The organism is Kitasatospora sp. NPDC057512 (assembly GCF_042802135.1).
GTDB lineage: Bacteria > Actinomycetota > Actinomycetes > Streptomycetales > Streptomycetaceae > Kitasatospora.
The window spans coordinates 1-24,479 of the sequence record NZ_JBHVET010000038.1 but is presented as its reverse complement, the minus strand read 5'-3'; the positions used below and the strand labels follow the sequence as shown (position 1 = coordinate 24,479).

Here is a 24,479-nt window from a genome sequence, read left to right as displayed (position 1 = left end):
GGAGCGGGAGGCGGCGTCCAGCAGCAGGACGGACGAGGCCTCCGGGGTCGGCATCGGACCGCCGGAGCGCACGTGCCGGGTGAAGGCGGCCAACAGCTGTTCCAGGCCGCGGCGGTGGCGGGCGAAGACCCGGGTGGAGGCGTGCCGGCCGCGGGCCCGCTGGCCGTCCAGCGCGGTGGCGGCGCCGACGTCCAGCAGCACCAGGTGCAGTTCGCGGCCCCGGCGGGCCGCCTCCCGGGCGAGCCAGCGCCGCATCCAGGCGCGGCTGCCGCAGTCGTGCACCAGCAGCGGGCCGCCGCCGCGCACCGAGGAGCGCAGCAGCCGGAAGTGCTCCAGCCGGGCCCACGGCCGGTACACCGCGTACGGCAGGGCGGCGGGCATCACCGCCTCGCAGGCCTCGTGCACCGTCCGCGGGTCCACGGCCCGGACCGCCGCCCCGGACCAGCGCCGCAGCAGCGTGCTCTTCCCGGCCCCCGGCAGCCCGGACACCACCACGACGGCGTCCGCCGGGTAGGCGGTGACGAACCCCGCCCCGGCCTCGCCCCGCAGATCGACCACGCCGCGCGGCGCCACGACCGCGTCCACCCCGCCGCCCACCAGTCCGATCCCCCGTTCACGTCCGACCGGGAACCCTAACAACAACGGCCGACCGCCCGCTCGGCACGCCCGGCGGATCCGGCCGGGCCGGGCCTCGCCCCCTGGACGGGTGGCCACCCCCGCCCGCCGCCCGCGCCCGTCGGGGCTCCTGGGCCCCCGGCGGCCGCAGTGCACCCGTGGGCCCGCCGTCCACTAGGCTGACGAGCCGTCAGACAGGAGGGCGGGCCATGGCGGAGGCGGCTCCGACGTACACCGCGCTGGTGCTGGACGGGCTCGCTCGCGATCCCGCCCGGGTGGCGGTCCGGTACGGGGACGAGGAGTGGACCGGGCAGCGGTGCCTGGACCTGGTGCACCGCGCCGCCCGCGCGCTGGAGCGGGCCGGGCTCGGGCGCGGGGACGGGGTGACGGTGCTGGCCGGGAACCGGCCGGAGGCGCTGCTGGTGCGGCTGGCCGCGAACCTGCTGGGCTGCCGGGTGGCGATGCCGTTCCCGGACGGGCCGGTCGCCGAGCAGGTGGCGCTGGCGGAGTTCGCCGGGACGTCCGCGCTGGTCTTCGACCCGGTCCGGTGCGCGGCGGCGGCCGACGGGGTCGCACGGGCGGTGCCCTCGGCCGTCCTGCTCTCGCTGGGCCCGTCGCCGTTCGGGCTCGGCTCGGACCTGCTGGACCTCGCCGCGGCCCGCTCCCCCGCCCCGCTGGCGCCCCGCTACCGGCCCGAGGACGTGATGGCGGTGCGGTTCACCGGCGGCACCACCGGGCGCCCGAAGGGGGTGCTGCGCCGCTTCGCCCGTCCGCCGCGCCCGCCGCTGCTCGCCGGCTCGGTCTTCCTGCTGTGCACCCCGCTCTGCCACGGCGGCGGCACCACGGCGGACCTGGCGCTGGCGGCGGGGGGCACGGTGGTGATGCAGGACGGGTTCGACGCCGGGGCCGTGCTGGCGGCGGTCGAGCGGCACCGGGTGTCCCGGATGTACCTGCCGCCGCACCTGCTGTACCGGCTGCTGGACCACCCGCTGCTGCCGACGACCGACACCGGCAGCCTGCGCCGGGTCGGCTACACCGGCTGCGCGCCCTCGCCGCGGCGCCTCGCCGAGGCGACCCGGCGGCTGGGCCGGGTGCTGCACCAGACCTACAGCCTGACGGAGTGCGGGCCGGTCGCCCGGCTGGGCCCGGACGAGCACCTGGCGCCGCGGCTGCTGACCACCGCGGGCCGCCCGTACCCGGACACCGGGCTGCGCGTCCTGGACGAGGACGGCGCCGAGCTGCCGCCGGACCGGACCGGAGAGATCTGCGTCCGGACGCCGACCGCGATGGCCGGCTACTGGCGCGACCCGGAGCTGACCGAACAGGTGCTCCGGGACGGCTGGTTGTGCACCGGCGACCTGGGCAGCCTGGACGCGGCCGGCTATCTGACGGTGGCCGGGCGGCGGGACCCGATGGCGGTCGTCGAGGGGCACAATGTGTTCCCCCGCGAGATCGAGGAGCCGCTGCGCACCCACCCGGAGGTCCGCGAGGCGGTGATGTTCACGACCACCGACCCGGACCGCCTGGAGCGGGTGCACGCCGCCGTCGCCCTCGTCCCCGGCTCGCGGCTGACGGCCGGACAGCTGCACCGCTGGGGCCGGGCGCACGGCCTCGGCCGGTGCGCCCCGGACACGCTCCTGCTGCTGCCCGCGATCCCGCTGAACGGCCTCGGGAAGCCGGACCTCGGCGCCCTGCGGGCCCAGGTGGACGCCGGGACCGGACGGACGGCCGCCACCGCGGGGGCGCGCGACGGGGTGTGACGCGCCCGACGAGTGCATCGAGCGCCTACGCGGGCGACCTCTCGTGCACCACCCGGCGGGAAGAACCGTCCGTGGGCACTCGATCGTGCGGCCCGACCTGCCGATACCTCCCCGGCAGCGCCGTGCACGTCGCTGTGGGCCGCACCGTCCCCCCAGGAGGCACTCCCTTGACCTGGCTACGCGTCCTGACCGCACTGGGCATCCTCGCCGTGGCGGCCAGTGCCCTGATCGTCTTCGCCCTCTGCACCGCCACCTCGCGCGGCGAGCGCGCCGCGGAGGAGGCGCCGCCCGACCTCCGGGCGGACGCCGAGGGCAGCGGGCTCTTCCAGCGGATGGGCGGCGACAGCTGACGCCGCGCCGCCCACCGCCGGTCAGTGCCCCGCGATGTCGTCCGGCCGCACCTCGATGTGGTCGGCCGCGAGATCGACCGCCACCCGGTGCTCCATGCCGAGCGACTCCAGGAACTTGACCGGCAGCTGCACCCGGCCGCTGCGGTCCAGCATCACGTACTCGCGCTCGTTCACCGACTCCTCGCCGTACTCGTCCGTCACGGTGCGGCGCAGCACCTCGCTGGCGGTCCGCCCGTCCCGGATCGCGACCGTGCGACGGACCTCGCCCGCGACCATCGGGTCGTGGGTGACGATCACGACGGTGGCGCCCAGTTCGCGGTTGACGGTGCGGAAGGACTCGAAGATGATCCCGGCGGTCTCCGAGTCCAGCTCGCCGGTGGGCTCGTCGGCGAGCAGCACCGGCGGGTTGTTGGCCATCGCCACCGCGATCGCCACCCGCTGCTGCTGGCCGCCGGAGAGCTCGTTGGGCTTGCGGTGGGCGAGCTCGCCGATCTCCAGCGCCTCCATCAGCTCCGCCACCCGGGCCGCCTGCTGCCGGGCCCCGCCGGCGCCCGAACGACGGCCGCGCAGCTGCATCGGCAGGGCGATGTTCTCGGCGGCGGTGAGGAAGGGCAGCAGGTTGCGGGCGGTCTGCTGCCAGATGAAGCCGACCACCTCGCGCCGGTAGCGCAGCCGCTCCTTGACCGACATCTCCAGCAGGTCGCAGCCGGCCACGGTGGCGGTGCCGGCGGTCGGCACGTCCAGCCCGGCGAGGATGGTGAGCAGCGTGGACTTGCCGCTGCCCGAGGCGCCGACCAGGGCGACCAGGTCGCCCTGGCGGATGGTCAGTTCCAGGCCCTGGAGCGCCTGGACCTCGACCCCCTCCGCGCTGAAGATCCGGACCAGCCGGTCGCAGACGATGGCCGCTCCCTCGCCGTACGCCTTGGGCGAGGCGGCGGCGAGGGCCCGCTGCTGGAGCTCCTGGAGGCTGGGGGCCTCGACGACCGTCCGCTCCTGGGGAGTGCTCTTCACCGGTGGTCTCCTGTCTCGACTGTCTGCTTCATCGCACCGCTCTCCACTGTCCCGGCGGACCGGGCCGCTGTCACGGCCCGTGCCCCGCCCCCGCCCGCCGTTCCCGGCGGGTCCGCCGCTGTCCGTCCCGGCCTCATTGCCGCTCCCCCGCTCGCAGTTCGGTGGCGATCTGGCGCCGGCCGGCGACCAGCGTCTCCAGCACCACGCCGAGGCCGACCACCAGGGCCAGACCGGCGGTGGGCAGCAGCACCGGCAGCACCGCCGGGGCCAGGGTCTCGCCGACGGTGGCACCGACCAGCGCCGAGAGGTCGAAGGCGCCCCCGAGCAGGGCGACCGCGGCCAGCGCGACCAGCCCGCCGCCGACGGCCGCCGCCAGGGTCTGCGGCAGCGCCTCGGCGATGATCAGCACCAGGCCCTGCCGGGGTCGCAGGCCCATGGTGCGCAGCCGGGCGAGCACCGCCGTACGGTCCGGCGCGGCCCGCAGCAGCGTCAGCAGCACGGCCAGCAGGGCGAACCCGGCGGCGGCGAAGCCCGAGTACCAGAACAGCCGGCCGGCGGCGTGCTGCACCGGGTCGCCGGCCAGCTCGGCGATCTTCTCGCGGCTGCTGTGCACCACGTAGCCGGGGGGCAGGCCGGCGCTGGTCTTCCCGGCCGCCGTGGCCTCCTCGTCGATCAGCTTGGCGAGGCGCCCCAGGAGCGCGCCGCTGCCGATGGCGCGCTCGCGCAGCAGGGCGCGGACCCGGTCCGGGTCGACGTCGCCGACGGCGAACCACTTGTTCACCTTGTTGGACCGCTTGAGTTCCGGCAGGTGCTCCGCGGTGGGGCCGGCCGGCACCACGACGAAGGGCTTGCCGGGGTCCGGCAGGGCGGGCGTGGCGGTGACGATCCCGGCGACGCTGGTGGCCATCTGACTGCCGGAGGGCGTGCGCACCTGCGGTGCGCCCGAGGCCAGGTGCGCGGCGAGGTCCCGGCTGAACAGCGCGGGCACCGGGCCGTCCTTGCCGCCCGGGGCCGCGGCCAGCTTGGCCGGGTCGTACCCGCCGACCCCGGCGGTGCGGGAGATCTCCGCGTAGGCCTCGGGCTCGACGACCACCAGGATGGCCTCGGCGGTCTCCCGGTCGCCGCCGACGAAGGTGGCCCGCTCCTCGATCCAGGCGCCGGTCGCGGCCCGGACGCCGGGCAGTTCGCCGGCCGCCTTGGTGAAGGCCTCCGGCAGGCTGGCGTAGACCGGGATGGAGACGGACACGTCGCCGCCGGCGGACAGGCGCGCGGCGCGCGTCCGGGAGTGGTCCACCGTGTCGAGCACGGTGGCCCCGAAGCCGGTGGCCGTGACGGCGATCAGCAGGGCGAGCAGCGGCAGAGCGGAGGGCCGCCGCCGGCCCGAGTTGTCGCGGGCGGCCCGGACCAGGCCGAGGAAGCCGACCAGTCCGCGGCCGCGGCCGGCGAGTGCGGCCAGCCAGCCGACCACGACCGGCTCGATCCTCGCCAGCAGCAGGCCGCCGGAGACGGCGAGCAGCAGCGGGGCGGCCACCAGCAGCGGGTCCACGCCCCGGCCGGAGTGGCCGACGCCGCGTCGGCGGACCTCGGCCACCGCCACGGCGGTGACGGCCAGCAGCGCGAGTTCGCCGACCACCCGGCGCGCGCGGCCGGCTGGCCGGGGGCGGCCCCACAGCAGGGCGGCGCGGGCCGGGAGGGCGAGCAGCGCGAGCAGGGTCGTGCCGAGGCCGGCCGCCACCGCGAGGCCCCAGCGCGGGGTGGGCAGCAGCACCAGGGCGAGCGCCGCCCCGAGTGCGGCGGCGGGCAGCACGGTCACGGCGCCCTCGCCGAGCAGCCGCAGCAGCACCCCGCCGCGCGAACCGCCGCGGGCCCGGAGCAGCCCGAGTTCGGCGGCGCGGCGGTCGGTGCCGAGCGCAGCGGCCAGGCACAGCACGACCACGGCGACGCCCGCGACGCCGGCCGGCCCGATCGCGCTCAGCGCCATCGCGGCCCGGTAGCGCTCGGCCGCCCGGTCGAGGATGACGGGCAGAGTGGAGACGGCCCGCAGGTCGGCGCGCCCGGTCTCGGCGGCCAGGGCCGCGGCGCCCGGTCCGGACAGGAGGGGCAGGACGTCGGCGCGGGTCCGCTCCAGCCGGTCGGCGCGCAGCGGGGCGGGGTCGACGGACACCCGCCAGAAGTTCTGGACGGACGTGCCCCAGCCGGTCAGCCCGGCCAGGCTGTCGCCGTCGACGAAGCCGGTGGCCCCCAGCCAGTTGCCGTGCTCCAGGTCGATGTTCAGGCAGGGGCGGTCCGGGCAGCCGAGGCCGGTCCAGAACGGGTCCAGCGGGTCGTTGACCTGGAACAGGCCGGTCACCACGGCGGTCCGTCGGCTGTCGGGGCCGGTGCTGCCGCTGTCGACGACGTCACCGATCCTGATGCCGATCAGTTCGGCGGCCGTCCGGCTGATCATCACCGGCAGCGGGGCTCCGGCGGCGGCGGGGCCCGGGCGGCTGCCCTCGGTCAGGGTCACCCGGTCGGCGAGGCCGGCCAGGTGGACCAGGGAGAGCCTGGGCGGGGCGCTGTCGCTCACCCGGCGGTAGCCCGGGTTGAACATCGGGACGGAATCGGTCACGGAGCCGTGCGCCAGGCCCGCCGGGGACAGCGCGAGCTTCCGGCCGACCCGTTCGACGAGCTGCCGGTCGACGGCGTCGAGGTCGGCGGCGGTGTCGGTCGGCCGGGCCTTGGAGGCGAAGTGCAGGCTGGTCGCGTGGATGCCCGTCCGGCGCACGTGGTCCCGCAGCGCCGCGTCCGCGCCCCGGTCGGTGACGCGGGGGACGGCCACGGACAGCAGGACGGTGACGAACGCGAGGGCCGCCGTCAGCAGGGCGGTGCCCGGGTTGGCGCGCAGCCGGGTGCGGACCCAGCGCGCCGGGCGGTGGGCGGCCCCGGGGGTGCCGGCCTTGGCGGTCACGTCTCCTCCACGAGGCGCAGCAGGACGGCGGCCGTCGAGTGGGCCGCGGGTGGGCACGTCGTGCGCGCGTCGCGCACGGATCACCGGCGACCGGTCGCCGGACGATGCTGTCAGATCCGATCACCGATCGGAAGGGAATCGTACAGATCGATTCCGGCTCGTCCAGGCACGGTTGGGGCTGGTGGGGGCCGTTGTCCCGCTCTCCGCGCGGGAGTTGAACCGTCGGGCCCGGCGGGTCCGTAGGAGATGGTCGTCCGGGGCGCTCCGGACGGTCATCGGGGGTCTAAACCGCTCAAATCGGTGGTGCTTCGAACGCCAATGCGGGTACACCAGTTGACGGTCGCTCAGGTGTGTCGCGGCGCCCGTCCGACGCCGCCCCACGCCGTCCCGCGCGGCCGGAGGACGAGCGGGCCCACGCGCCCGTGCGAAAGGCAAGGAGGCGTCCGTGACTCACGACGTGCGCACGCAGAACTCCCCCGCTGTCCGGCGGAGCGTCCAGGACGTTCGGACCATCGCGATCCTGCGCCTCGGCGTCGGCCTGATCGGCATCCTGCTGCCGGTGGCCCTGCCGTTCGGCAACTGGCTGGCCGCCGAGCTGACGGGGCGCGGCACCGACGGCTTCTGGCCGAACTCGATGAGCGGCGCGTACTACACCGACACCCGGAACGTCTTCGTCGGCGCGCTGTGCGCCCTCGGGGTGTTCCTGATCTGCTACCGCTTCGACCGCCGGGACGACCGCTGGAGCACGGCGGCCGGGTTCTTCGCGCTCGGGGTCGCACTGTGCCCGACGTACGCCGGGAGCGGGTCCGGCCTCGACCGCACCGTCGGGGTGTTCCACCTGGTCTTCGCCGGCCTGCTGTTCGTCATGCTGGCGGTGTTCTGCCTCTACTCCTTCCGCAACCCCCGCTCCGCCCAGCCGGCCCGGGTGGGCACGGCCTACCTGGTGGCCGGGGTGGTGATCCTGGCCGCCCTGGCGCTCTCCCTGCTGGCCGGGGTGACGGGCGTCGGTTCCGACTGGCCGGTGCGGCCGCTGTACCTGGGCGAGTGGCTGGCCACCTGGGCCTTCGGCTTCGCCTGGACGGGCGCCGCCCTCGAACTCGCGGCGCACGGCCGGCGCGACGCCGACAGCGCCGTGGTCCCCCGTCAGCCGGGCGCCGACGCGCTCGACCCGAAGCACCCGGAGGCGCACGCCTGAGACCCTGTCATTCCCTTGCGGCGGGCGACCGTTACCATGCGCACCATGAACCGCCACCAGGGCGGTCGGTGACGGATGCCCAGCGGCGGGAGAACAAGCATGGCGAACGAGATCCGGGCAGAGCACGGTCCGCGCGAGGACTACCCGTCGGTGGACCTGCGGATGGACGTTCCGCACTCCGCCCGGGTCTACGACTACCTCATCGGCGGCAAGACCAACTTCGAGGCGGACCGGGTCGCGGCGCACGCCTCGGTCCGGGCCTGGCCCGCGCTGCCGACCTCGATGCGTACCACCCGCGACTTCATGCAGCGCTCGGTGCGCAGACTCGCCGAGCAGTACGGCGTACGGCAGTTCCTCGACATCGGCACCGGCATCCCGACCTCGCCGAACGTGCACGAGGTCGCCCAGGCGGTCGACCCCGAGGCCCGGGTCGCGTACGTGGACAACGACCCGATCGTGCTGACCCACGCGCGGGCCCTGATGGACAGCACGCCCGAGGGCCGGACCTGTTACGTGGAGGCCGACTTCCGCGACCCGGAGTCGATCATCGGCAACCCCCGGCTGCGCGAGGTGCTCGACTTCTCGCAGCCGGTGGCGCTGTCGCTGATCGCGATCGTCCACTTCGTGCTGGACGAGGACGACCCCCAGGGCATCGTGCGCCGCTTCATGGACGCCCTGGCCCCCGGCAGCTTCCTCGCCCTGACGGTCTTCACCGGGGACACCGACCCGGTGGGCGTGGGCGGCGTCGGCCGTGAGTACAACGCGCGCGGCATCCCGCTCCAGATCCGCGACAAGGCCGAGACGGAGGCCTTCTTCGACGGCTACGAGCTGCTCGACCCGGGCGTCACGCTGGTGCACCGCTGGCGGCCGGACGCCGGTGCCGCGCCCGTCCGCGACCAGGACATCGCAATGTACGCGGGCGTGGCGATCAAGCGCTGAATCGTTTCTGCGACGGGCCCGGTCATCCGGACACGGAGACCAGGCCCGCCTCGTAGGCCGGGGTGAGGACCTCGCGCTCGCGCCCGGTGATCGCCGCCGGCCGCCGCTCGGCGGCCCCGGCCGCCCGTGCGCTACGACCGCCCGTGCGCTACGGCCGGCCGCCCCGGCCCGAGGCCGTGTCGGCGACCGCCACCAGCAGCGCCGCCAGCACCAGCCCGGCCGCGACCGTCACACCCAGCTGGAACGCCAGCGACCAGTCCGGGCGGGGCCCCGCGGCGTGGGCGAAGAACACCGAGCCGACGACGGCGATGCCCACCGCCGAGCCGACCCGCTGCGCGGTCTGCAGCACCCCGCCCGCGCTGCCCGCCCGCGCCACCGGCACCTGCTGGAGGGTCAGCGTCTGGTTCGGGGCGATCACCAGTCCGCTGCCCACCCCGGCGACCAGCAGCGGCAGCGCCGTCGTCCAGCCCACCCGGGGCCCCGACCACAGCTGCACCGCGAGCGCCGAGGCCAGCAGCCCGGCCAGCACCAGCACCAGTCCGGCCACCACCAGCCGCCGCCCCAGCCGGCTCACCAGGCGCCCGCCCACCGCCGCGGACACCCCCGAGCCGACCGCGAACGGCGTGATCGCCAGACCCGCCGTCAGCGCCGAGTAGTGCAGGCCCGCCTGGAGGTAGAGCGTGAAGATGAAGAAGATCGCGGTGAACCCGGCGAAGTACACCAGCGACAGCAGCACCCCAGCCGCGTACGGCCGTACCGTGAACAGCGCCATGCTCACCAGCGGCTCGCGCCGCCGCCCGTAGTGCAGTTCCCAGCCGACGAAGGCGGCGAGCAGCACCGCCGCCAGCGGCAGCAGCAGCCAGCGGGTCGGGCCGTGCCACTGCTGCGCCTGGACGAACGGCAGCAGCAGCGCGACCGTCCCGGCGCCGAGCAGCAGCACGCCGACCGGGTCGAAGTCCCGGTGCCCGGCCCGGTCGCCGGCGGGCGGGGGCGCCGGGAGCAGCCGGTAGGCGACCGGCAGCGCGGCGACGCCGATCGGCAGGTTGACCAGGAACACCCAGCGCCAGCCGTCCTGCGGGCCGACCACGTGGATCAGCAGCCCGCCGAGCAGCGGCCCGACGGCGGTGGACAACCCGATCGTCGCGCCCAGCGCGCCGAAGGCCCGACCGCGCTCGGGGCCCTGGAACAGCACCTGGATGAAGCCGGACACCTGCGGCACCAGCACCCCGCCGGCCGCGCCCTGGAACAGCCGGGCCAGCACCAGCCACTCCTGGCTCTGCGCCGCCCCGGCGAGCGCGCTGGCCACGGTGAACAGGGCGAGCCCGGCGAGGAAGACGGCCCGCCGGCTGCGCGCGTCGCCGAGCCGACCGGAGGGCACCAGCACCAGGCCGAAGGCCAGCGCGTAGCCGCTGAGCACCCACTGCAGGCCGCTGTCGGACATGTGCAGCCCGGCCCGTACGGTCGGCAGCGCGACGTTGACGATGCTGACGTCCAGCAGGGTCATGAAGCCGGCGACCAGGCAGACCGCGAGCGCCCGCCAGCGGCGGGCGGCGGCCCGGCCGCCCACGGCGGTGGCGCCGGGCTGCGCCGGGTGCGCGGTGCTGCGCGGGGGGTCGGCGTTCATGGGAGCCCCTTCCCGGGGGCCGGGGCGTCCTGGCCCCGGACGAACGTCGCTCGGCTTCGGTCGACTTCGGTCAGGCTCGTTCGAATTCGCTCGGCTTCGTCCGGCTCATCGTCGCCCGGCCCGTCCGGGGCCGCCACCGGGACCGCCACCGGGGCACCGGCCGGGCCGCCACCGGGTCACCGACCGGGACCGCCACCGGGTCACCGACCGGGCCGCCGTCACCCCGGCCTCACCCGAACGGCCGAACCGGATCGCGGTCGCCGCCCGCACCCCGGAGGCTGACGGCATGACCGTCGCCACCGAGACCCCGCCCTCCGCCCCTCCGGTGCTGGACGTCCGGCAGCGGAACGTCGTGTTCGCCACCATCGTGCTCGGCATGCTGCTGGCCGCCCTCGACCAGACCATCGTCGGCACCGCCCTGCCCACCATCGTCTCGGACCTCGGCGGGGCCGCCCACATGTCCTGGGTGGTGACGTCCTATCTGCTGGCCGAGACGGTGGCCACCGTCCTGGCCGGCAAGTTCGGCGACCTGTACGGGCGCAAGCTGCTGTTCCAGGTCTCGGCGATCGTCTTCGTCGGCGGCTCGTTCCTGTGCGGCCTGTCCACCAACATGACCCTGCTGATCGCCTGGCGGGCCGTGCAGGGCCTCGGCGCGGGCGGCCTGATGGTCACCGCCATGGCGCTGATCGCGGACGTCATCCCGCTGCGCGAGCGCGGCAAGTACCAGGGCGCGATCGGCGCGGTGTTCGGCGTGGCCACGGTGATCGGGCCGCTGCTGGGCGGGCTGTTCACCGACCACCTGTCCTGGCGCTGGGCGTTCTACGTCAACGTGCCGATCGCCGTCGTGGTGGTCGCCGCGGCCGCCCGGACCATCCCCTCGGTCCGCTCGGCGACCCGCCCGGTCGTCGACTACCTGGGCATCGTGCTGGTCGCGGTCGGCGCCGGCGCGCTGATCCTGGCGACCAGTTGGGGCGGCAACGAGTACCCCTGGGGCTCCGGGGTGATCATCGGCCTGTTCGTCGGCGGCGCGCTGGCACTCGGCCTGTTCTGCTGGGTGGAGACCCGGGCCGTCGAACCCATGCTGCCGATGCGGCTGTTCCGCAACCCGGTGTTCACGGTCTGCTCGGTGCTCAGCTTCATCGTCGGCTTCGCCATGCTCGGCGCGCTGACCTTCCTGCCGACCTTCCTCCAGTACGTGGACGGCGACTCGGCGACCGTCTCCGGCGTCCGGACGCTGCCGATGGTGATCGGTCTGCTGATCGCCTCGGTCGGCAGCGGCAACGCGGTCAGCAAGACCGGGAAGTACCGGCTGTTCCCGATCGTCGGCACGGCGGTGATGGCCGTCGGCCTCTACCTGCTCTCCCGGCTGGAACCCGGCACCGGAACCGCGCTGGCCTCGCTCTACATGTTCGTGCTCGGCGCCGGCATCGGGCTGAGCATGCAGGTCCTCACCATCGCCGTGCAGAACACCGTCGACTACGCCGACCTCGGCACCGCCACCTCCGGGGTGACCTTCTTCCGCACCATCGGCAGCTCCTTCGGCACCGCCGTGTTCGGCACCATCTACGCCAACAGCCTGAAGACCGAACTCGCCCACGGGATCGGCACCGCCGCCCGGCTCACCGGCGCCGACCCGGCCGTGCTCGCGCACGCGGCGGAGAGCCCGCAGGGCCTGCACCGCCTGCCGGCCGACCAGGCCGCGCCGATCGTCCAGGCCTACTCCGACGCCCTGCACACCGTGTACCTGTGGACCATCCCGGTGGCCGTGGTCGGCTTCGTGGTGGCGCTCTTCCTCAAGCAGGTGCAGCTGCGCGACACCGCCCGGGCGGGCTCCACCGACATGGGCGAGGGCTTCGCCCAGCCGACCACCGCCGACTCCGACCCGCACCTGGAGTACTCGGTCTGCAAGATCGTCCGCGGGGTGGACCTCGACACCGTCCGCACCATCGTCTCCGGCGCCGGCGCCCGGGTGGACCTCGCCGGGGCCTGGGCGCTGATGGAGGTGGCCGGCCACAAGAAGGCCGTCGGCCACGCCTCGCTCGACCTCATCGCCGCCCGCAAGCGGGTACCGCCCGAGGTCCTGGAGCCGGTCTTCGACCGGATGGCCGCCGAGGGCTACCTCCGCCGCGACGGCGACCGCCTCTCCCCCACCGAGGCCGGCACCCACGAGGTCCGCACCCTCGCGGGCGCCTGGTCCGACTGGCTCAACGCCCGCCTCGACGCCGACGCCGGCCGCCCCCGCAGCCCCCGGCTCAGGGCCGCCGCCGACACCATCGCCTGGCGCCTCCTGGTCGAGGACCTCACCAACGGCCTCCCCGCCCACGCCCGCCCCCAGGACGACGCCAAGGTCTAGTCCTACAGCCGGGAGGTGTCGAGCTCCAGGTCGAAGGGCGCCGGGAGGGGAACGGGCGTGCCGAAGGGATGCGGCCCGCTCTCTGCGGCGTAGCCGAGACGGGTCGGCTCGCTGTACAGGGTGCAGCTGCGGTTCTGTAGGTCGACCAGGAGGTAAAGCGGAGCACCGTACTGGCCGTAGCGACGGCGTTTGACGACACGGTCGGTCTCCGCGGTGGCGGGAGACCTGACTTCGACGATCAGCAGCGTCTGATCAGGCAGCAGCGCGCCCTCGGTCTGCATCGCGAGTTCGGCGGGCACGACCGCCAGGTCCGGGGTGTACCAGTTCTCACTGCCCGGCAGGTCGAGGTCGCCGGAACCGGACACCAGGTCGAGCTGCTCCAGCCGAGAGCGGAGCTGACGACGGACGATATCGGCGGCGGACTCGTGTGCCCACGACGGTGACCTGGGGGTGATGACTCCCTCAATGATCTGGGTGCGGTCACCCGCAACGTGCCGGATCGCATACTTCAATGCCTGTTCGGGGTCACTGACGGAGCTGTAGTCGCCAGGGACTCGGGATGCCGTACTCACAACGGGTCTCCTTCCTCCGCGATTCTCCCTCAGACCATGCCACCGTCCGGCCGACCGACCGGAATTGGACGCGCCCTGACCGCTCATGTCCGTGCGTGTCCGGTTCACGGAGCAGGCCGCCGCCCCCGCCCGGGGGTGGGCGGGGGCGGCGGCGGTGGTGGGGTCAGCGGGAGGGTTCGGCGGGGGCGGTGCGGCGGGAGGAGAGGGTGATCACGGCGAGGCTGGCGAGGGCGAGGGCCGTCACCACGCTGAGCATCACGGTGTAGGAGGCCAGCGAGGAGAGCGCCGCGAGCACGGCGGGGAGCAGGAAACCGGAGTAGCAGAGCGCGTAGTAGACGCCGGTGATGCCGGCCAGGTCGTCGGGGGTGACGATGCGCTGGATCTCCAGCAGGCCGGAGACCACCCCGATGCCGTAGGCGGCGCCGAGGAGGACCGCGCCGGCCAGGCCGAGCAGTGGGGAGCGGAGCGCCGCGTCGCCGGCGCAGACGGCCATGCCGCAGGCCATCAGCACCATGGAGACGATGACGCCGCGCGCCGAGGAGAGCGAGTCCAGGCGCTTGGCGAAGGGCTGGACGAGGGCGCCGGTGCCGAGGGTGAGGACGGTCAGCAGGGTCGCGTAGGCCAGCGACCAGTGGCCGAGCCGGTCGCCGACCAGCTGCGGGGTCACCGCGTAGGCGACGCCGGCCGAGCCGAACACCCACGGGGCCATCGGCAGGACCACCCGGACGAAGCGCCGGTGCCCGGCCGCCGGGACCTTGAGGTCGGCCCAGAGGCCGCGGACGGCGGCGGTCGCGCGCGCCCGGGTCTCGACGGCCTTCGGGAGCAGGAACAGCGCGGGCAGGGTGACCAGCAGGTGGGCGAGGTACGGGGTGACCATCGGCCAGGGGCCCCACTGGGCGAGCACGCCGGCCACGCCGGCGCCGAGGCCGAAGCCGAGGGTCAGGGCGAGGGAGGCGCGGCGGGCGCCGGCGCCCGGGTCGGCGGCCGGGTCGTGCGGGGCCTGGGAGAGCTCCTTGACCCAGCTGGTGCCGACGGCCATCGCGATGCCGACGGCTATGCCGGTGAGGAACCGCCCGGCGTAGATGGGGAGTTCACCGGTCACGCCGCCGCACAGCACCCCGCTGGCGGCGAGCGAGGCGGCCACCGCGCCGATCATCAGCGGGCGGCGCCCGTAGCGGTCCGAGGCCGCGCCGCCGACCAGCAGTCCGGGGACCAGCCCGAGGACGTACGCCCCCAGGAAGGCGTCCACGGTGACCTCCGAGTAGCCGCCGAGGTGGCGGTACATCAGCAGCAGCGGGGTGAACTGGTTGCCGCCCCATCCGCAGCAGAACATGGCCAGGGCGGCGAGCAGCCACGGCCGCCCCCGGCCGGACAGTGCGACGGGACCGGCGGACGGTGGCCGGGTGGTGCTCATGGTGGTGCTGCTCCTTGTCGGACGGGAGGTCCCGGCGGTCCGTCGGGGCTGTGCGCGCGAACGCGCGTCGGTGCGCGCGGTCGTCCGCGCGCGATGGGGGAAGGTCAGCGGTCGGTGACGGCGCGGTGGGCGTCCAGGTGGGCGCGCAGGGCGGCGGTGAAGCCCTCGGCGTCGCGGGCGGCGATCCGTTCGACGAGCACGGTGTGCTCCTCGACCAGCGAGGCCAGCCGCTGCCGCTGCCCCTCCGGCCGCACCTGGAGCAGTTGGACGGCCATCCGGCGCTGGCGGTCGCGCAGCGTCCCGTAGAACCGTTCGGCGAGTTCGTTGCCGGAGGCCGTCACGATGCCCCGGTGGAAGGCCTCGTCGGCGTCGGCGAAGGCGCCGAGGTCGGCCCGGCGGGCGGGTTCGCGCTGCTGGTCGATCAGCTCGGACAGCTGCCGGACGAGCGCGTCGAGGCCGTCGGGGCGGCGGGTGATCCGGCGGACGGCGGTGCTCTCCAGCACCTCGCGCAGTTCCAGCACGTCCTCGGCCTCGCCGGGGCCGACCGGCACCACGACGGCTCCGCGCTTGGGGAAGAGCTGGAGCAGGCCCTCGGCCTGCAGCCGCAGGAAGGCCTCCCGGACCGGGGTGCGGCTGAGCGAGGCGCGCTCGGCGATCTCTCCCTCGCTGATCAGCGTGCCGCCGGGGAGGGCGCCGCCGAGGATGAGGTCCTTGGTCAGGTCGTACGCGCGGTCCGCGGCCGGGACGCGGGCGGGGGGCGGGGTGTCGGCCATGGAGCACACCGTAGCACCATAGATGCAAGCTTAGATGCAAGATTGGATGCAACAGTCCCGACAGAGCCGTGACCCGGGCCGGAGCATCGGTTTCGGTACTGCTCAGGGCCGGAAGAATGCGCTTTCTCACCCCCTCCCGCAGGGCCGAGGATGGGCGGGGCCAACCAGCCTGCCGGGAGGAAGCCTTGTCCCCTCTGTCCCCAGCCCTGCCGCCCCTCGACCCGGCCCTGCCGAGCGTCGACCCGGCCCTGCCGCCCCTCGACCCGGGCCTGCTGCCGCTCACCGCCGAGTTCCGCCCCGAGGGCCTGGCCGTCGGTGGCGTGCTCCTGGACGAGGCGGCCCGCCGGTACGGCACGCCGCTGTTCGTCTACGACGAGGAGCACCTGCGCCGGCGCTGCCGGGAGGCGGTGGCCGCCTTCGGCCGGGGCAACGTCGCCTACGCCTCCAAGGCCTTCCTGTGCACCGCGATGGCCCGCCTCGCCACCGAGGAGGGCCTGCTGCTGGACGTCGCCTCCGGCGGCGAGCTGCGCACCGCGCTGTACGCCGGGGTCGCCCCGGACCGGATCGTGCTGCACGGCAACAACAAGGACGAGGCCGAACTGCGCACCGCGCTGACCGTCGGCCTGCGCCACATCGTGGTGGACAGCTTCGACGAGCTGGACCGGATCGAGCGGCTGCACCGCGAGGAGGGCCTGCCTCCGGCCCGGGTCCAGCTGCGGGTGGCGCCCGGGGTCGCGGCCGGCGCCCACCAGGCCATCCAGACCGGCGGCCACGACTCCAAGTTCGGCTTCGGCCTGGCCGACGGCGCCGCCGCGGCCGCGGTGCGCCGGGCCCGGGGCTCCGCCGCCGTACGGCTGGAGGGCGTCCACGCCCACGTCGGCTCCCAGGTGCTGGACCCGGCCGAACTGGCCGACGGCGCCGCCGCGGTGGCCCGGTTCGCGGTGGAGCACGGCCTGCGCCGACTGACCGTCGGCGGCGGGCTGGGCGTGGCCTACCTGAGCGGGCAGAGCGCCCCCTCCTTCGCCGTCTGGGCCGAGCGGGTCCGCGCGGCGGTGCGCGGCGCCGGCTGGAGCGGCGAGGTGGGCGTCGAGCCCGGCCGCTCGATCGCCGCCCGGGCCGGGCTGACCCTGTACCGGGTCGGCACCGTCAAGCGGATCGAGGGCGTGCGCACGTACGTCAGCGTGGACGGCGGGATGAGCGACAACCTGCGCCCCGCGCTGTACGGCGCCCGCTACGAGGCCTTCCTGCCGCGCTGCCCCGAGGCACCCCGGCCGCGGCACGCCCGGCTGGTCGGCAAGCACTGCGAGAGCGGCGACGTGATCATCGACGACGCCGCGCTCCCCGCCGACCTGCGGGTCGGCGACCTGCTGGCCACCCCGGTGACCGGCGCCTACGGCTACGCCATGGCCTCCAACTACAACAAGCTGCCGCGGCCCGCCGTGGTCTTCGTCCGCAACGGCGAGGCCCGCCTGGTGGTGCGCCGGGAGACCGAGCACGACCTGCTCCGGCTGGACGTCGCCGCCGCCGACGGCACCGGCGAACCGGTGGCTGCGCAGCGGTCGCATGCCGTCTAACCTGGGCCGATGCTGAACAGCGCCCGACTGCACGTCCTCCTGGAGATCGCCCGCCGGGGCACCATCGTGGCCGCGGCGCAGGCCCTGCACCTGAGCCCGTCCGCCATCTCGCACCAGCTCGCCCGCCTGGAGCAGGAGCTGGGTGTCGCGCTGGTGGAACGGGCTCCGCAGTCCCTGCGCCTGACGCCCGCGGGTGTCCGGCTGGCCGAGCACGCCCAGGCGATCGCCGATCTGATGGCCGTCGCCCAGGACGACCTGCGGGCGCACGCCGAGGGCGCGGCCGGAGTGCTGCGGATCGGCTTCTTCGCCTCCGCCGGGCTGGACCTGCTGCCCCGGGCGCTGGCCACGTTCTCCGCCGCGAACCCGCAGGTGGAGCTGGAGCTGATCATGGGCCAGCCGCACGAGCTGGTCCCGGACCTGGAGGCCGGCCGGCTGGACGCGGCCGTCGTCTTCGAGCACCCGCTGGACCCGTGGTGCCGCCAGGCGACGGTGGACGTGCGGATGTACTTCGAGGAGCCGCAGCTGGTCGTGGTGCCGCTGCGGCACCGGCTCGGGCGGCGCTCACTGGTGCGGCTGGCCGAGCTGGAGGGCGAGAGCTGGATCGGCACCCACGGCGGCAGCACCGGCGAGCCGGTGCTCGAACGCGCCTGCGCCGCCGAGGGGTTCCGCCCCCGGGTGCGCTGCCGCAGCGACCACTACCAGGTGACCATCAACCTCGCGCGGGCCGGCATGGGCGTCGCGCTGATCCCGGCGCTCGGCCTGGCCGACAGCGCCGGGGTGCACGTCTGCCGGCTGGACCACCCGCAGCTGCACCGCCGGATCGGGGTGGCCACCCGGACCACCAACCGCAACCCGGTGCTGCGGTCCTTCCTCGCCGAACTCGGCGCGGCGGCCGGGGAGATCAGGTCGCTGCTCGACATGCGCTGGGCCTGACCTCCCCGACCCGGACCATGCCCGGCTCGGACTCCCCCGGCGGCCCCGGCCTCCCCGGCCCGGAACCCGTCAGGCCGGCCGCTGGGCCCAGGCCGCGAGGGCGCCGCCGACGTCCCGGATGGCGTGCACGGCGGCCCGCTCGGTGCTGGGCCCGAGCGCCACGTCCCAGTGCGCGACGACCGCGTAGGCCACCCGCCGGGCGCCCACGATGACGCCCGCGTCGGCCCGCACCCCGGTGTCCGTCCCGGTCTTGTTGGCCACCAGCAGGCGGCCGGGCAGCGGCTCGGGGAAGCCGGGGGCGTACGGGTCGTGGTCGATCAGCGCGGGCACCAGCCCGTGGTCGGTGTTGGCGCGCATCCAGCCGAGCAGCCGGGCCGAGGCCGCCGGGGTGGCCATGGTGCCCCGGACCGCGAGGGCCACCAGCCGGGCCAGGTCGCGGGCGGTGCCGGTGGCGAAGACCGGCGGGACGTCCGGCCCGCGCTCGTCGCGCACCCGGTCGTGCAGGGTGAGCCGTTCCAGCCCGAGGTCGCGGGCCAGCCGTGCGGTGGCCGGCAGGCCGACCAGCCGCAGCAGGGCGTTGGTGGCGGTGTTGTCGCTGACCGCGGCGGTCAGCCAGGCCAGGTCCTCCACCGTCCAGCCGGGGCGGCTGAGCCGGCCGAGCAGACCGGTGCCGCCGGTGACGTCCTCGGGGAGGATGGCCGCCGGCTGCCCGGCCGCCAGTTCCCCGCCATCCAGCCGCCGGGCGACCTCGGCGAGCAGCAGCAGCTTGGAGGCGCTGGCGACGGGCAGCACGACGGTGTCGTCCACCCCGACCGCTTCGCCGCCGTCCACGTCGACGGCGGCCACCGCGAGGGTCAGCGGGAGCGCCGCCGAGCTGCGCGCGGCGGCGGCCACCTGGGCGAGGCTCATCGGACCCGCACCACCTCTCCGGCCCGGCTCGCGGTCGGCCGGCCGCCGCGCACCGCGACCCGGCCGGCCACCACGACGGTCTCCACGCCCACCGGCGCCAGCAGCGGCCGCTCGAAGGTCGCGCCGTCCAGGACGGCCGCCGGGTCCAGCACCACCAGGTCCGCGACGGCGCCGTTCCGGACCACCCCGCGCCCGGCCAGCCGGAACCGCTCGGCGGGCAGGCCGGTCATCTTGTGCACCGCGAGCTCCAGCGGCAGCAGCCCCTGCTCGCGCCCGTAGTGGCCGAGCACCCGGGCGAAGCTGCCCGCCCAACGGGGGTGCGGGCGGCCGGGTTTGGGCACGCCGTCCGAGCCGATCATCGACAGCGGGCTGGCCAGCACCCGGCGGACGTCGTCCTCGCGCATCGAGTGGCTGATGATGGTCACCTCGCCCTGCGCCTCCAGCAGCAGGTCGCACACGTAGTCGACCGGGTCGGCGGCGCGTTCGGCGGCCAGGTCGGCGATCCGGCGCCCCTCGGCGGTACGGCGGGCGGGGGCGGCGGCCACCGAGATCAGGTCCCAGCCGCCGTTGCCGACGGTGTTCTCCCAGCCGTCGACGCCGTTCGCGATGTCCGCCCGGATCCGGTCCCGCACCTCCTTGCTGCGCAGCCGCTCCAGCAGGGCGGCCGGCCCGCCCTCGCTGGTCCACGGCGGCAGCATCGCGTGCAGCACGGTGCTGCCGGCGGTGTACGGGTAGACGTCGCAGAGCACGTCCACGCCCTCGGCGCGGGCCTGTTCCAGGCGCGGCAGGGTGCGCAGGGTGGCGCCCCAGGCGTGCCGCCCGGCGGTCTTGTGGTGGGAGACCTGGAGCGCGGCGCCGGAGCGCACCGCGATCTCCAGCGCCTCCTCCAGGGCCTTCTCCACCTGGGACATCTCGTCGCGCAGGTGGGTCACGTACGGCTTGCCGTGCCGCGCGGCGACCTTGGCCAGGGCCACGATCTCCTCGGTGTCCGCGTAGACGCCGGGCGGGTAGATCAGGCCGGTGGAGAGGCCGGCCGCGCCCTGGGCCAGCGCCCGGTCGAGCAGGTCGCACATGGCGGCCAGCTCCTCGGGGGTGGGCGGGCGGTCCTCGAAGCCCATCACCCCGGCGCGCAGCGTGCCGTGGCCGACCAGTGAGGTGATGTGGTTGCGGCGCAGTTCGGGCCGCTGGCCGGCGGCGAAGGCGTCGAAGTCCTCGGCGGGCAGCACCGGCCCGAGGCCGAAGGAGACCCGCAGGTGCCCGGCCAGTTCGGGCAGCCGCTCGGGCAGGGCGGGGAACAGGCTGATCCCGCAGTTGCCGCTGATCTCGGTGGTGACGCCCTGGAGCAGCGGGGCGAGCCGCAGTTCGTCCAGGGCGTCGCCGTCGGTGTGGGTGCCGCCGCCGAAGGGGGCGGCGAGCGCGTCCGAGTGGGTGTGGACGTCGATGAAGCCGGGGGTGACGACCCGTCCGGTGACGTCCAGCGTCTCGGCCGCGGCCACCGCGGTGCCCGGCGGCAGGACGGTGACCCGGCCCCCCGCGACGGCGAGGTCGGCCGCGCGGCCGGGCGCCCCGGTGCCGTCCACCAGGGTGCCGCCGCGCAGCAGCAGGTCGACCGGGGTCGTGGTCACGTCCGCTCCCATCAGTCCTGTCGCTCCCATCAGAGCACCGTCGAGAGGAAGGCCCGGGTGCGGTCGTGCCGCGGGGCGGTGAACACCTCGGCCGGGCTGCCGGCCTCCACGACGGCGCCCTCGTCCATGAAGACGACCCGGTCGGCGACCTCGCGGGCGAAGCCCATCTCGTGGGTGACGACGATCATCGTCATGCCGCTGCGGGCGAGGTCGCGCATCACGCCGAGCACCTCGCCGACCAGCTCCGGGTCGAGCGCGGAGGTGGGCTCGTCGAAGAGCATCAGGGTCGGCTCCATGGCCAGCGCCCGGGCGATCGCCACCCGCTGCTGCTGGCCGCCGGAGAGCTGGGCCGGGTAGTGGTCGGCGCGGTCGGCCAGGCCGACCCGGGCGAGCAGCTCGCGGGCCCGGCGCTCGGCCTCCTGGCGCGGGCGCCCCTTGACCGCGATCGGGCCCTCCATCACGTTCTGCAGCGCGGTGCGGTGCGGGAAGAGGTGGAAGCGCTGGAAGACCATGCCGATCCGCTCGCGCTGGTGGCGGATGTCGCGCGGCCGGCGCTCGCGCAGCCTGCTGCCGGAGGCGCCGTGCGGCTCGTAGCCGACCAGCTCGCCGTCCACCTCGATCCGCCCGGCGTCGATCTTCTCCAGGTGGTTGAAGCAGCGCAGCAGGGTGGACTTGCCGGAGCCGGAGGGGCCGATCACGCAGAGCACCTCCCCCGCCCGGACCTCCAGGTCGATACCGCGCAGCACCTCCAGGTCCCCGAAGTGCTTGCGCACCTTCCGGGCCGACAGGACCACCTCGGCGGTCGGCTTCTCCAGGTCCGTACCCGTCACTTGCCCTCCCCCTTCTTCACGCGCTTCTGTGCTGCGCCGCGCCCCGGCCGCAGGTTGGCCAGCACCCGGCGGTGCAGTGCCGGCGGAGCGCCGGCCGGGTTGAACTTCCGCTCCACCGCGTGCTGGGCGACGCTCGCGATGGTGGTGAGCACCAGGTACCAGAGGGACGCGACGATCAGCAGCGCGATCACCTCGAAGTTGGCGAGGTAGAGGTGCTGGGAGACGGTCATCAGGTCGGCGCCGGCGATGACGGAGACCAGCGAGGTGGTCTTCAGCATCGAGATGAACTGGTTGCCGAACGGCGGGATGATCACCCGCATCGCCTGCGGCAGCACCACCCGGGTGAGGATCTGCCGGTTGGACATGCCCAGCGAGGCGCCGGCCTCGCGCTGCCCGGGGTCGACGCTCTGGATGCCGGCCCGGACGATCTCGGACATGTAGGCGCCCTCGTTGATCGACAGGCCGAGCAGCGCCGCCACGAAGCCGGTGATCAGGGTGTTGGACTGCCAGCTGACCAGCTTGGGCCCGTCGAACGGGATGCCGATGCTGATCTCCGGGAAGAGCAGCGCCAGATTGAACCAGAAGATCAGCTGGACCAGGAGCGGGGTGCCGCGGAAGAACCAGGTGTAGGCCCCGGCGGTGGTCCGCAGCACCGGGCTGTCGGACAGCTGCATCACCGCGACCACCACGCCGATGACGATGCCCACCACCTGGGAGATCAGGGTGAGTTGGACCGTCACCCAGAGCCCTTCCAGGATCACGCCGTCGAACTGGTACCTGGCGACGATGTCCCAGTGCAGGTTGGGGTTGACGATGATCGTCCAGGCCAGCCAGACGGCGACGAAGGCCGCCGCCAGCACGGCGAACCAGCGCGCCGGGCGGGGCCGGCCGGTGACCTCGAAGGCCAGGTCGTCGTCGGCCGCGGCCGTGGACACCGGTGCGGGCGTCGCGGGGTCGGCGGGCGTCGCGGGGTCTCTCATGTCGGTGCTCATCTCGTCGGTGCCGCCGTTCTCACTGCGCCGCGTTGACGGTGGCGCGCTCCACCGCGCTGCCGCCGACCTGGTAGGTGTCCAGCACCTTGCGGTACTCGCCGCTCTCGATCAGCTCCTGGAGCGCCTTCTGCACCGCGTCGCGCAGCCCGGATTCCTTCTTCGCCACCGCGATGCCCCACGGCGCCGTCCCGTACTGGTCCGGCAGCACCTCGTAGGAGCCGCTGTTCTGTACGAACATCTGCGCCACCGGGTAGTCCACGATCGTGGCCACGGCCCGCTCGCTGTCCAGCTGGAGCAGCCCGGTCGGGGCGTCCTCGCTCTGCGAGATCGCCATCTTGGTGGCGCACTTGGCGTTCTGCTGCTCGCCGATCTCCAGGTTGGAGCTGCCCTTGGCGAGGACCACCTTCCTGCCGCAGAGGTCCTCCAGGGACTTGATGCCCTCGGGGTTGCCCTTCTTCGTCATGATCACGCCGCCGGTGCGGAAGTAGTCGACGAAGTCGACGGCCTGGCGGCGCTGGGCGCTGTCCGTCATGGAGGACATCACCAGGTCGTAGCGGCCGGCCTGGAGGCCGGGGATCAGGCCGTCGAAGGAGGAGTTGGCGAGCTCCAGCTTCAGGCCGAGCCTTCCGGCGACGGCGGCGGCGAGGTCCGGGTCGACTCCGGTCAGCTCGGTGGTGCCGGTCTTGTACATCTCCATCGGCGGGTAGCCGACGGAGGTGGCGACTCTGAGCACGCCGCTCTGCCTGTTCTTCGCCGGGAGCAGCTCGGCGGCGCTCTTCCCGGCGTTCTGCGCGGCCTGGGCCGCGCCGGCGGCCGGGGAGCCGCCCTGGTCGGAGCGCCCGCAGGCGGTGGCGGCCAGGACGACCAGGGACAGTGCGGCCAGACAGCGCAGGGAACGGGGGCGGTTCATCGGCTACTCCCTCGGGCGGTGACGGTGCGCCGATGCTGGCAGCCGAGTCCGGGTGAACGGAAGATGATGAAGCTATTGCTGCCTCACCAACGATTTTTGTACGGCTGACCGCCCTGTCCTGCGGCTTCCGGCCGTACCGGGCCGGTCTGGTCGGCCAATCAGCCGGTCGGCCGGTCGACCTGTCAGCCGGTCAGCCGGTCAGCCACGGGGCCTCGGGCAGCTTGGCGTCCGCCTGCCGTCCGGCGAGCTCGACGGTGGTGGGGGTGCCCAGCCCCGGCATCCGCATCGTCACCCGGCGCAGCCCGCCGTCGCCGTCGACCCAGTAGGTCAGCGGCGAACGGGCGCCGTCGGGCGCCGCCCCCTGGGCGCGCGGACCGGCGAAGCGGTCGTAGCCCTTGCCGTCGATCCGGTCCCGGCCCAGCCAGCGGGCCCCGGACTGGGCGAGCAGCAGCGGGTTGTCGGGGCGGTCCGCGCCGAGCTGGACCAGCAGGTTCAGTCCGGCGTCCAGTGGGTCCGCGGTGTAGGTGCGCGGCGACCAGCCCTGGCGCGGGATGCGCTCGGCCTGCTCCCAGGCCGGGGCGTCGGTGGCGCCGGGCGTGGGAGTGGCGGCGGGCGTGGCGGGGGCGGTGCCGGCCTTGTCGGGGGCCAGCCCGAGGCCGCCGGTGTCCCAGACGATCAGGCCGTGGTCCAGCGCTCCGCTCGCCCCGGTGGTCCGGTAGCGGCCGACCCCCCGGTGGTTGCGGTAGTCGACGACCCCGTCGACCCGGATGGTGACGCCCCCGCCCTCCTCGGCCGTGAGCGTCACCGCCACCGGGCTCGCCTGGTAGAGGTTCAGGCGCGACAGGGCGAGCCGGCCCGCCTCGTCGGTGGTCACCGGACGTTCGACGGCCTCGTCGGAGACCGTCCGATAGACGGCCACACCGCCCGCCGCGGCGCCGCACACCACGATCGCGGTCAGGGCCCTGAGCCAGTGGGACCGCCGGGGCCCGCGGCCGTCGGCCTTCGTCTTGCGGGGCATGCAGCCGCTCCCTCTCCTCGGTCGGACACGACAGTCGGGCGGGCCCGGGGACCCAACGGTCCCACGAACCCGCCCGATGCGGGCCCGGTGCCGGTCTCCCCGCACCGGGCCCACCACGAACACCCCGTACGGCGC

20 protein-coding genes are annotated in these 24,479 nt (G+C 74.9%); 7 read left to right on the top strand and 13 right to left on the bottom strand.

Translation table 11 applies throughout. From position 1 onward, the window contains the following. The coding region (locus ACFU6K_RS05025) for an AAA family ATPase (RefSeq protein ID WP_380660956.1) at window positions 1-597 on the bottom strand (597 nt) is incomplete at its 3' end. 227 nt (window positions 598-824) lie between these two features. On the opposite strand from ACFU6K_RS05025, the gene ACFU6K_RS05020 reads away from it, so the two are divergent. Both ACFU6K_RS05020 and ACFU6K_RS05015 read left to right on the top strand, forming a co-directional pair. Then, complete coding sequence (locus tag ACFU6K_RS05020) at window positions 825-2,375, top strand: AMP-binding protein (RefSeq protein WP_380660955.1); 1,551 nt, start codon at window positions 825-827, stop codon at window positions 2,373-2,375. A gap of 167 nt (window positions 2,376-2,542) precedes the next feature. Then, window positions 2,543-2,725: a hypothetical protein gene (locus ACFU6K_RS05015; RefSeq protein WP_049658969.1), complete on the top strand. Its 183-nt coding sequence runs from the start codon at window positions 2,543-2,545 to the stop codon at window positions 2,723-2,725. Between the two features lie 21 nt (window positions 2,726-2,746). On the opposite strand, the gene ACFU6K_RS05010 is transcribed toward ACFU6K_RS05015, so the two are convergent. Together ACFU6K_RS05010 and ACFU6K_RS05005 are read right to left on the bottom strand one after the other, a co-directional pair. Next, a complete protein-coding gene (locus ACFU6K_RS05010) occupies window positions 2,747-3,736 on the bottom strand; it encodes an ABC transporter ATP-binding protein (protein WP_380660953.1) in 990 nt (329 codons plus the stop codon). 133 nt (window positions 3,737-3,869) lie between these two features. Continuing rightward, window positions 3,870-6,683, bottom strand: a complete 2,814-nt coding sequence (locus ACFU6K_RS05005; protein WP_380660952.1) for a hypothetical protein — start codon at window positions 6,681-6,683, stop codon at window positions 3,870-3,872. Between the two features lie 445 nt (window positions 6,684-7,128). On the opposite strand from ACFU6K_RS05005, the gene ACFU6K_RS05000 reads away from it, so the two are divergent. Together ACFU6K_RS05000 and ACFU6K_RS04995 are read left to right on the top strand one after the other, a co-directional pair. Beyond that, the gene (locus ACFU6K_RS05000; RefSeq protein ID WP_380660950.1) at window positions 7,129-7,878 is read left to right on the top strand and encodes a hypothetical protein; all 750 of its coding nucleotides are present in this window, start codon (window positions 7,129-7,131) and stop codon (window positions 7,876-7,878) included. Window positions 7,879-7,977: 99 nt separating this feature from the next. Further along, window positions 7,978-8,817 carry an SAM-dependent methyltransferase gene (locus ACFU6K_RS04995; RefSeq protein WP_380660949.1) on the top strand — a complete coding sequence of 280 codons (840 nt, stop codon included), beginning with the start codon at window positions 7,978-7,980 and terminating at the stop codon, window positions 8,815-8,817. A gap of 148 nt (window positions 8,818-8,965) precedes the next feature. Here the strand turns inward: ACFU6K_RS04995 and ACFU6K_RS04990 are convergent, their stop codons facing one another. Next, entirely contained in the window at window positions 8,966-10,441 is a 1,476-nt protein-coding gene (locus ACFU6K_RS04990; RefSeq protein ID WP_380660948.1) for an MFS transporter, read from the bottom strand. Between the two features lie 286 nt (window positions 10,442-10,727). Between ACFU6K_RS04990 and ACFU6K_RS04985 the strand changes: the two genes are divergently transcribed. Continuing rightward, window positions 10,728-12,794, top strand: coding sequence for an MDR family MFS transporter (locus ACFU6K_RS04985; RefSeq protein WP_380660947.1), 2,067 nt, complete (start codon window positions 10,728-10,730; stop codon window positions 12,792-12,794). 2 nt (window positions 12,795-12,796) lie between these two features. Here the strand turns inward: ACFU6K_RS04985 and ACFU6K_RS04980 are convergent, their stop codons facing one another. From ACFU6K_RS04980 to ACFU6K_RS04970, 3 genes are all read right to left on the bottom strand, one after another. Then, a complete protein-coding gene (locus ACFU6K_RS04980) occupies window positions 12,797-13,366 on the bottom strand; it encodes a Uma2 family endonuclease (RefSeq protein WP_380660946.1) in 570 nt (189 codons plus the stop codon). A gap of 163 nt (window positions 13,367-13,529) precedes the next feature. Then, window positions 13,530-14,780 carry an MFS transporter gene (locus ACFU6K_RS04975; protein WP_380660945.1) on the bottom strand — a complete coding sequence of 417 codons (1,251 nt, stop codon included), beginning with the start codon at window positions 14,778-14,780 and terminating at the stop codon, window positions 13,530-13,532. Between the two features lie 104 nt (window positions 14,781-14,884). Further along, window positions 14,885-15,553: a GntR family transcriptional regulator gene (locus ACFU6K_RS04970; protein WP_380660944.1), complete on the bottom strand. Its 669-nt coding sequence runs from the start codon at window positions 15,551-15,553 to the stop codon at window positions 14,885-14,887. Between the two features lie 185 nt (window positions 15,554-15,738). On the opposite strand from ACFU6K_RS04970, the gene lysA reads away from it, so the two are divergent. Together lysA and ACFU6K_RS04960 are read left to right on the top strand one after the other, a co-directional pair. Then, a complete protein-coding gene (gene lysA, locus ACFU6K_RS04965) occupies window positions 15,739-17,127 on the top strand; it encodes a diaminopimelate decarboxylase (protein ID WP_380660943.1) in 1,389 nt (462 codons plus the stop codon). A 9-nt stretch (window positions 17,128-17,136) separates the two neighbouring features. Continuing rightward, window positions 17,137-18,060, top strand: coding sequence for a LysR family transcriptional regulator (locus ACFU6K_RS04960; protein ID WP_380660942.1), 924 nt, complete (start codon window positions 17,137-17,139; stop codon window positions 18,058-18,060). A 69-nt stretch (window positions 18,061-18,129) separates the two neighbouring features. On the opposite strand, the gene ACFU6K_RS04955 is transcribed toward ACFU6K_RS04960, so the two are convergent. The 6 genes from ACFU6K_RS04955 to ACFU6K_RS04930 form a co-directional block, all read right to left on the bottom strand. Beyond that, window positions 18,130-18,969, bottom strand: a complete 840-nt coding sequence (locus tag ACFU6K_RS04955; RefSeq protein ID WP_380660941.1) for a serine hydrolase — start codon at window positions 18,967-18,969, stop codon at window positions 18,130-18,132. Further along, window positions 18,966-20,594: an amidohydrolase family protein gene (locus tag ACFU6K_RS04950; protein ID WP_380660940.1), complete on the bottom strand. Its 1,629-nt coding sequence runs from the start codon at window positions 20,592-20,594 to the stop codon at window positions 18,966-18,968. Before ACFU6K_RS04950 ends, ACFU6K_RS04955 begins: the two co-directional genes overlap by 4 nt. Before the next feature lie 29 nt (window positions 20,595-20,623). Beyond that, complete coding sequence (locus ACFU6K_RS04945) at window positions 20,624-21,424, bottom strand: amino acid ABC transporter ATP-binding protein (protein WP_380660939.1); 801 nt, start codon at window positions 21,422-21,424, stop codon at window positions 20,624-20,626. Beyond that, the gene (locus ACFU6K_RS04940) at window positions 21,421-22,404 is read right to left on the bottom strand and encodes an amino acid ABC transporter permease (RefSeq protein WP_380660938.1); all 984 of its coding nucleotides are present in this window, start codon (window positions 22,402-22,404) and stop codon (window positions 21,421-21,423) included. Before ACFU6K_RS04940 ends, ACFU6K_RS04945 begins: the two co-directional genes overlap by 4 nt. 31 nt (window positions 22,405-22,435) lie before the next feature. Continuing rightward, entirely contained in the window at window positions 22,436-23,326 is an 891-nt protein-coding gene (locus ACFU6K_RS04935) for an ABC transporter substrate-binding protein (protein ID WP_380660937.1), read from the bottom strand. Window positions 23,327-23,516: 190 nt separating this feature from the next. Continuing rightward, window positions 23,517-24,344, bottom strand: coding sequence for a hypothetical protein (locus ACFU6K_RS04930; RefSeq protein WP_380660936.1), 828 nt, complete (start codon window positions 24,342-24,344; stop codon window positions 23,517-23,519). Between the last annotated feature and the right edge of the window lie 135 nt (window positions 24,345-24,479).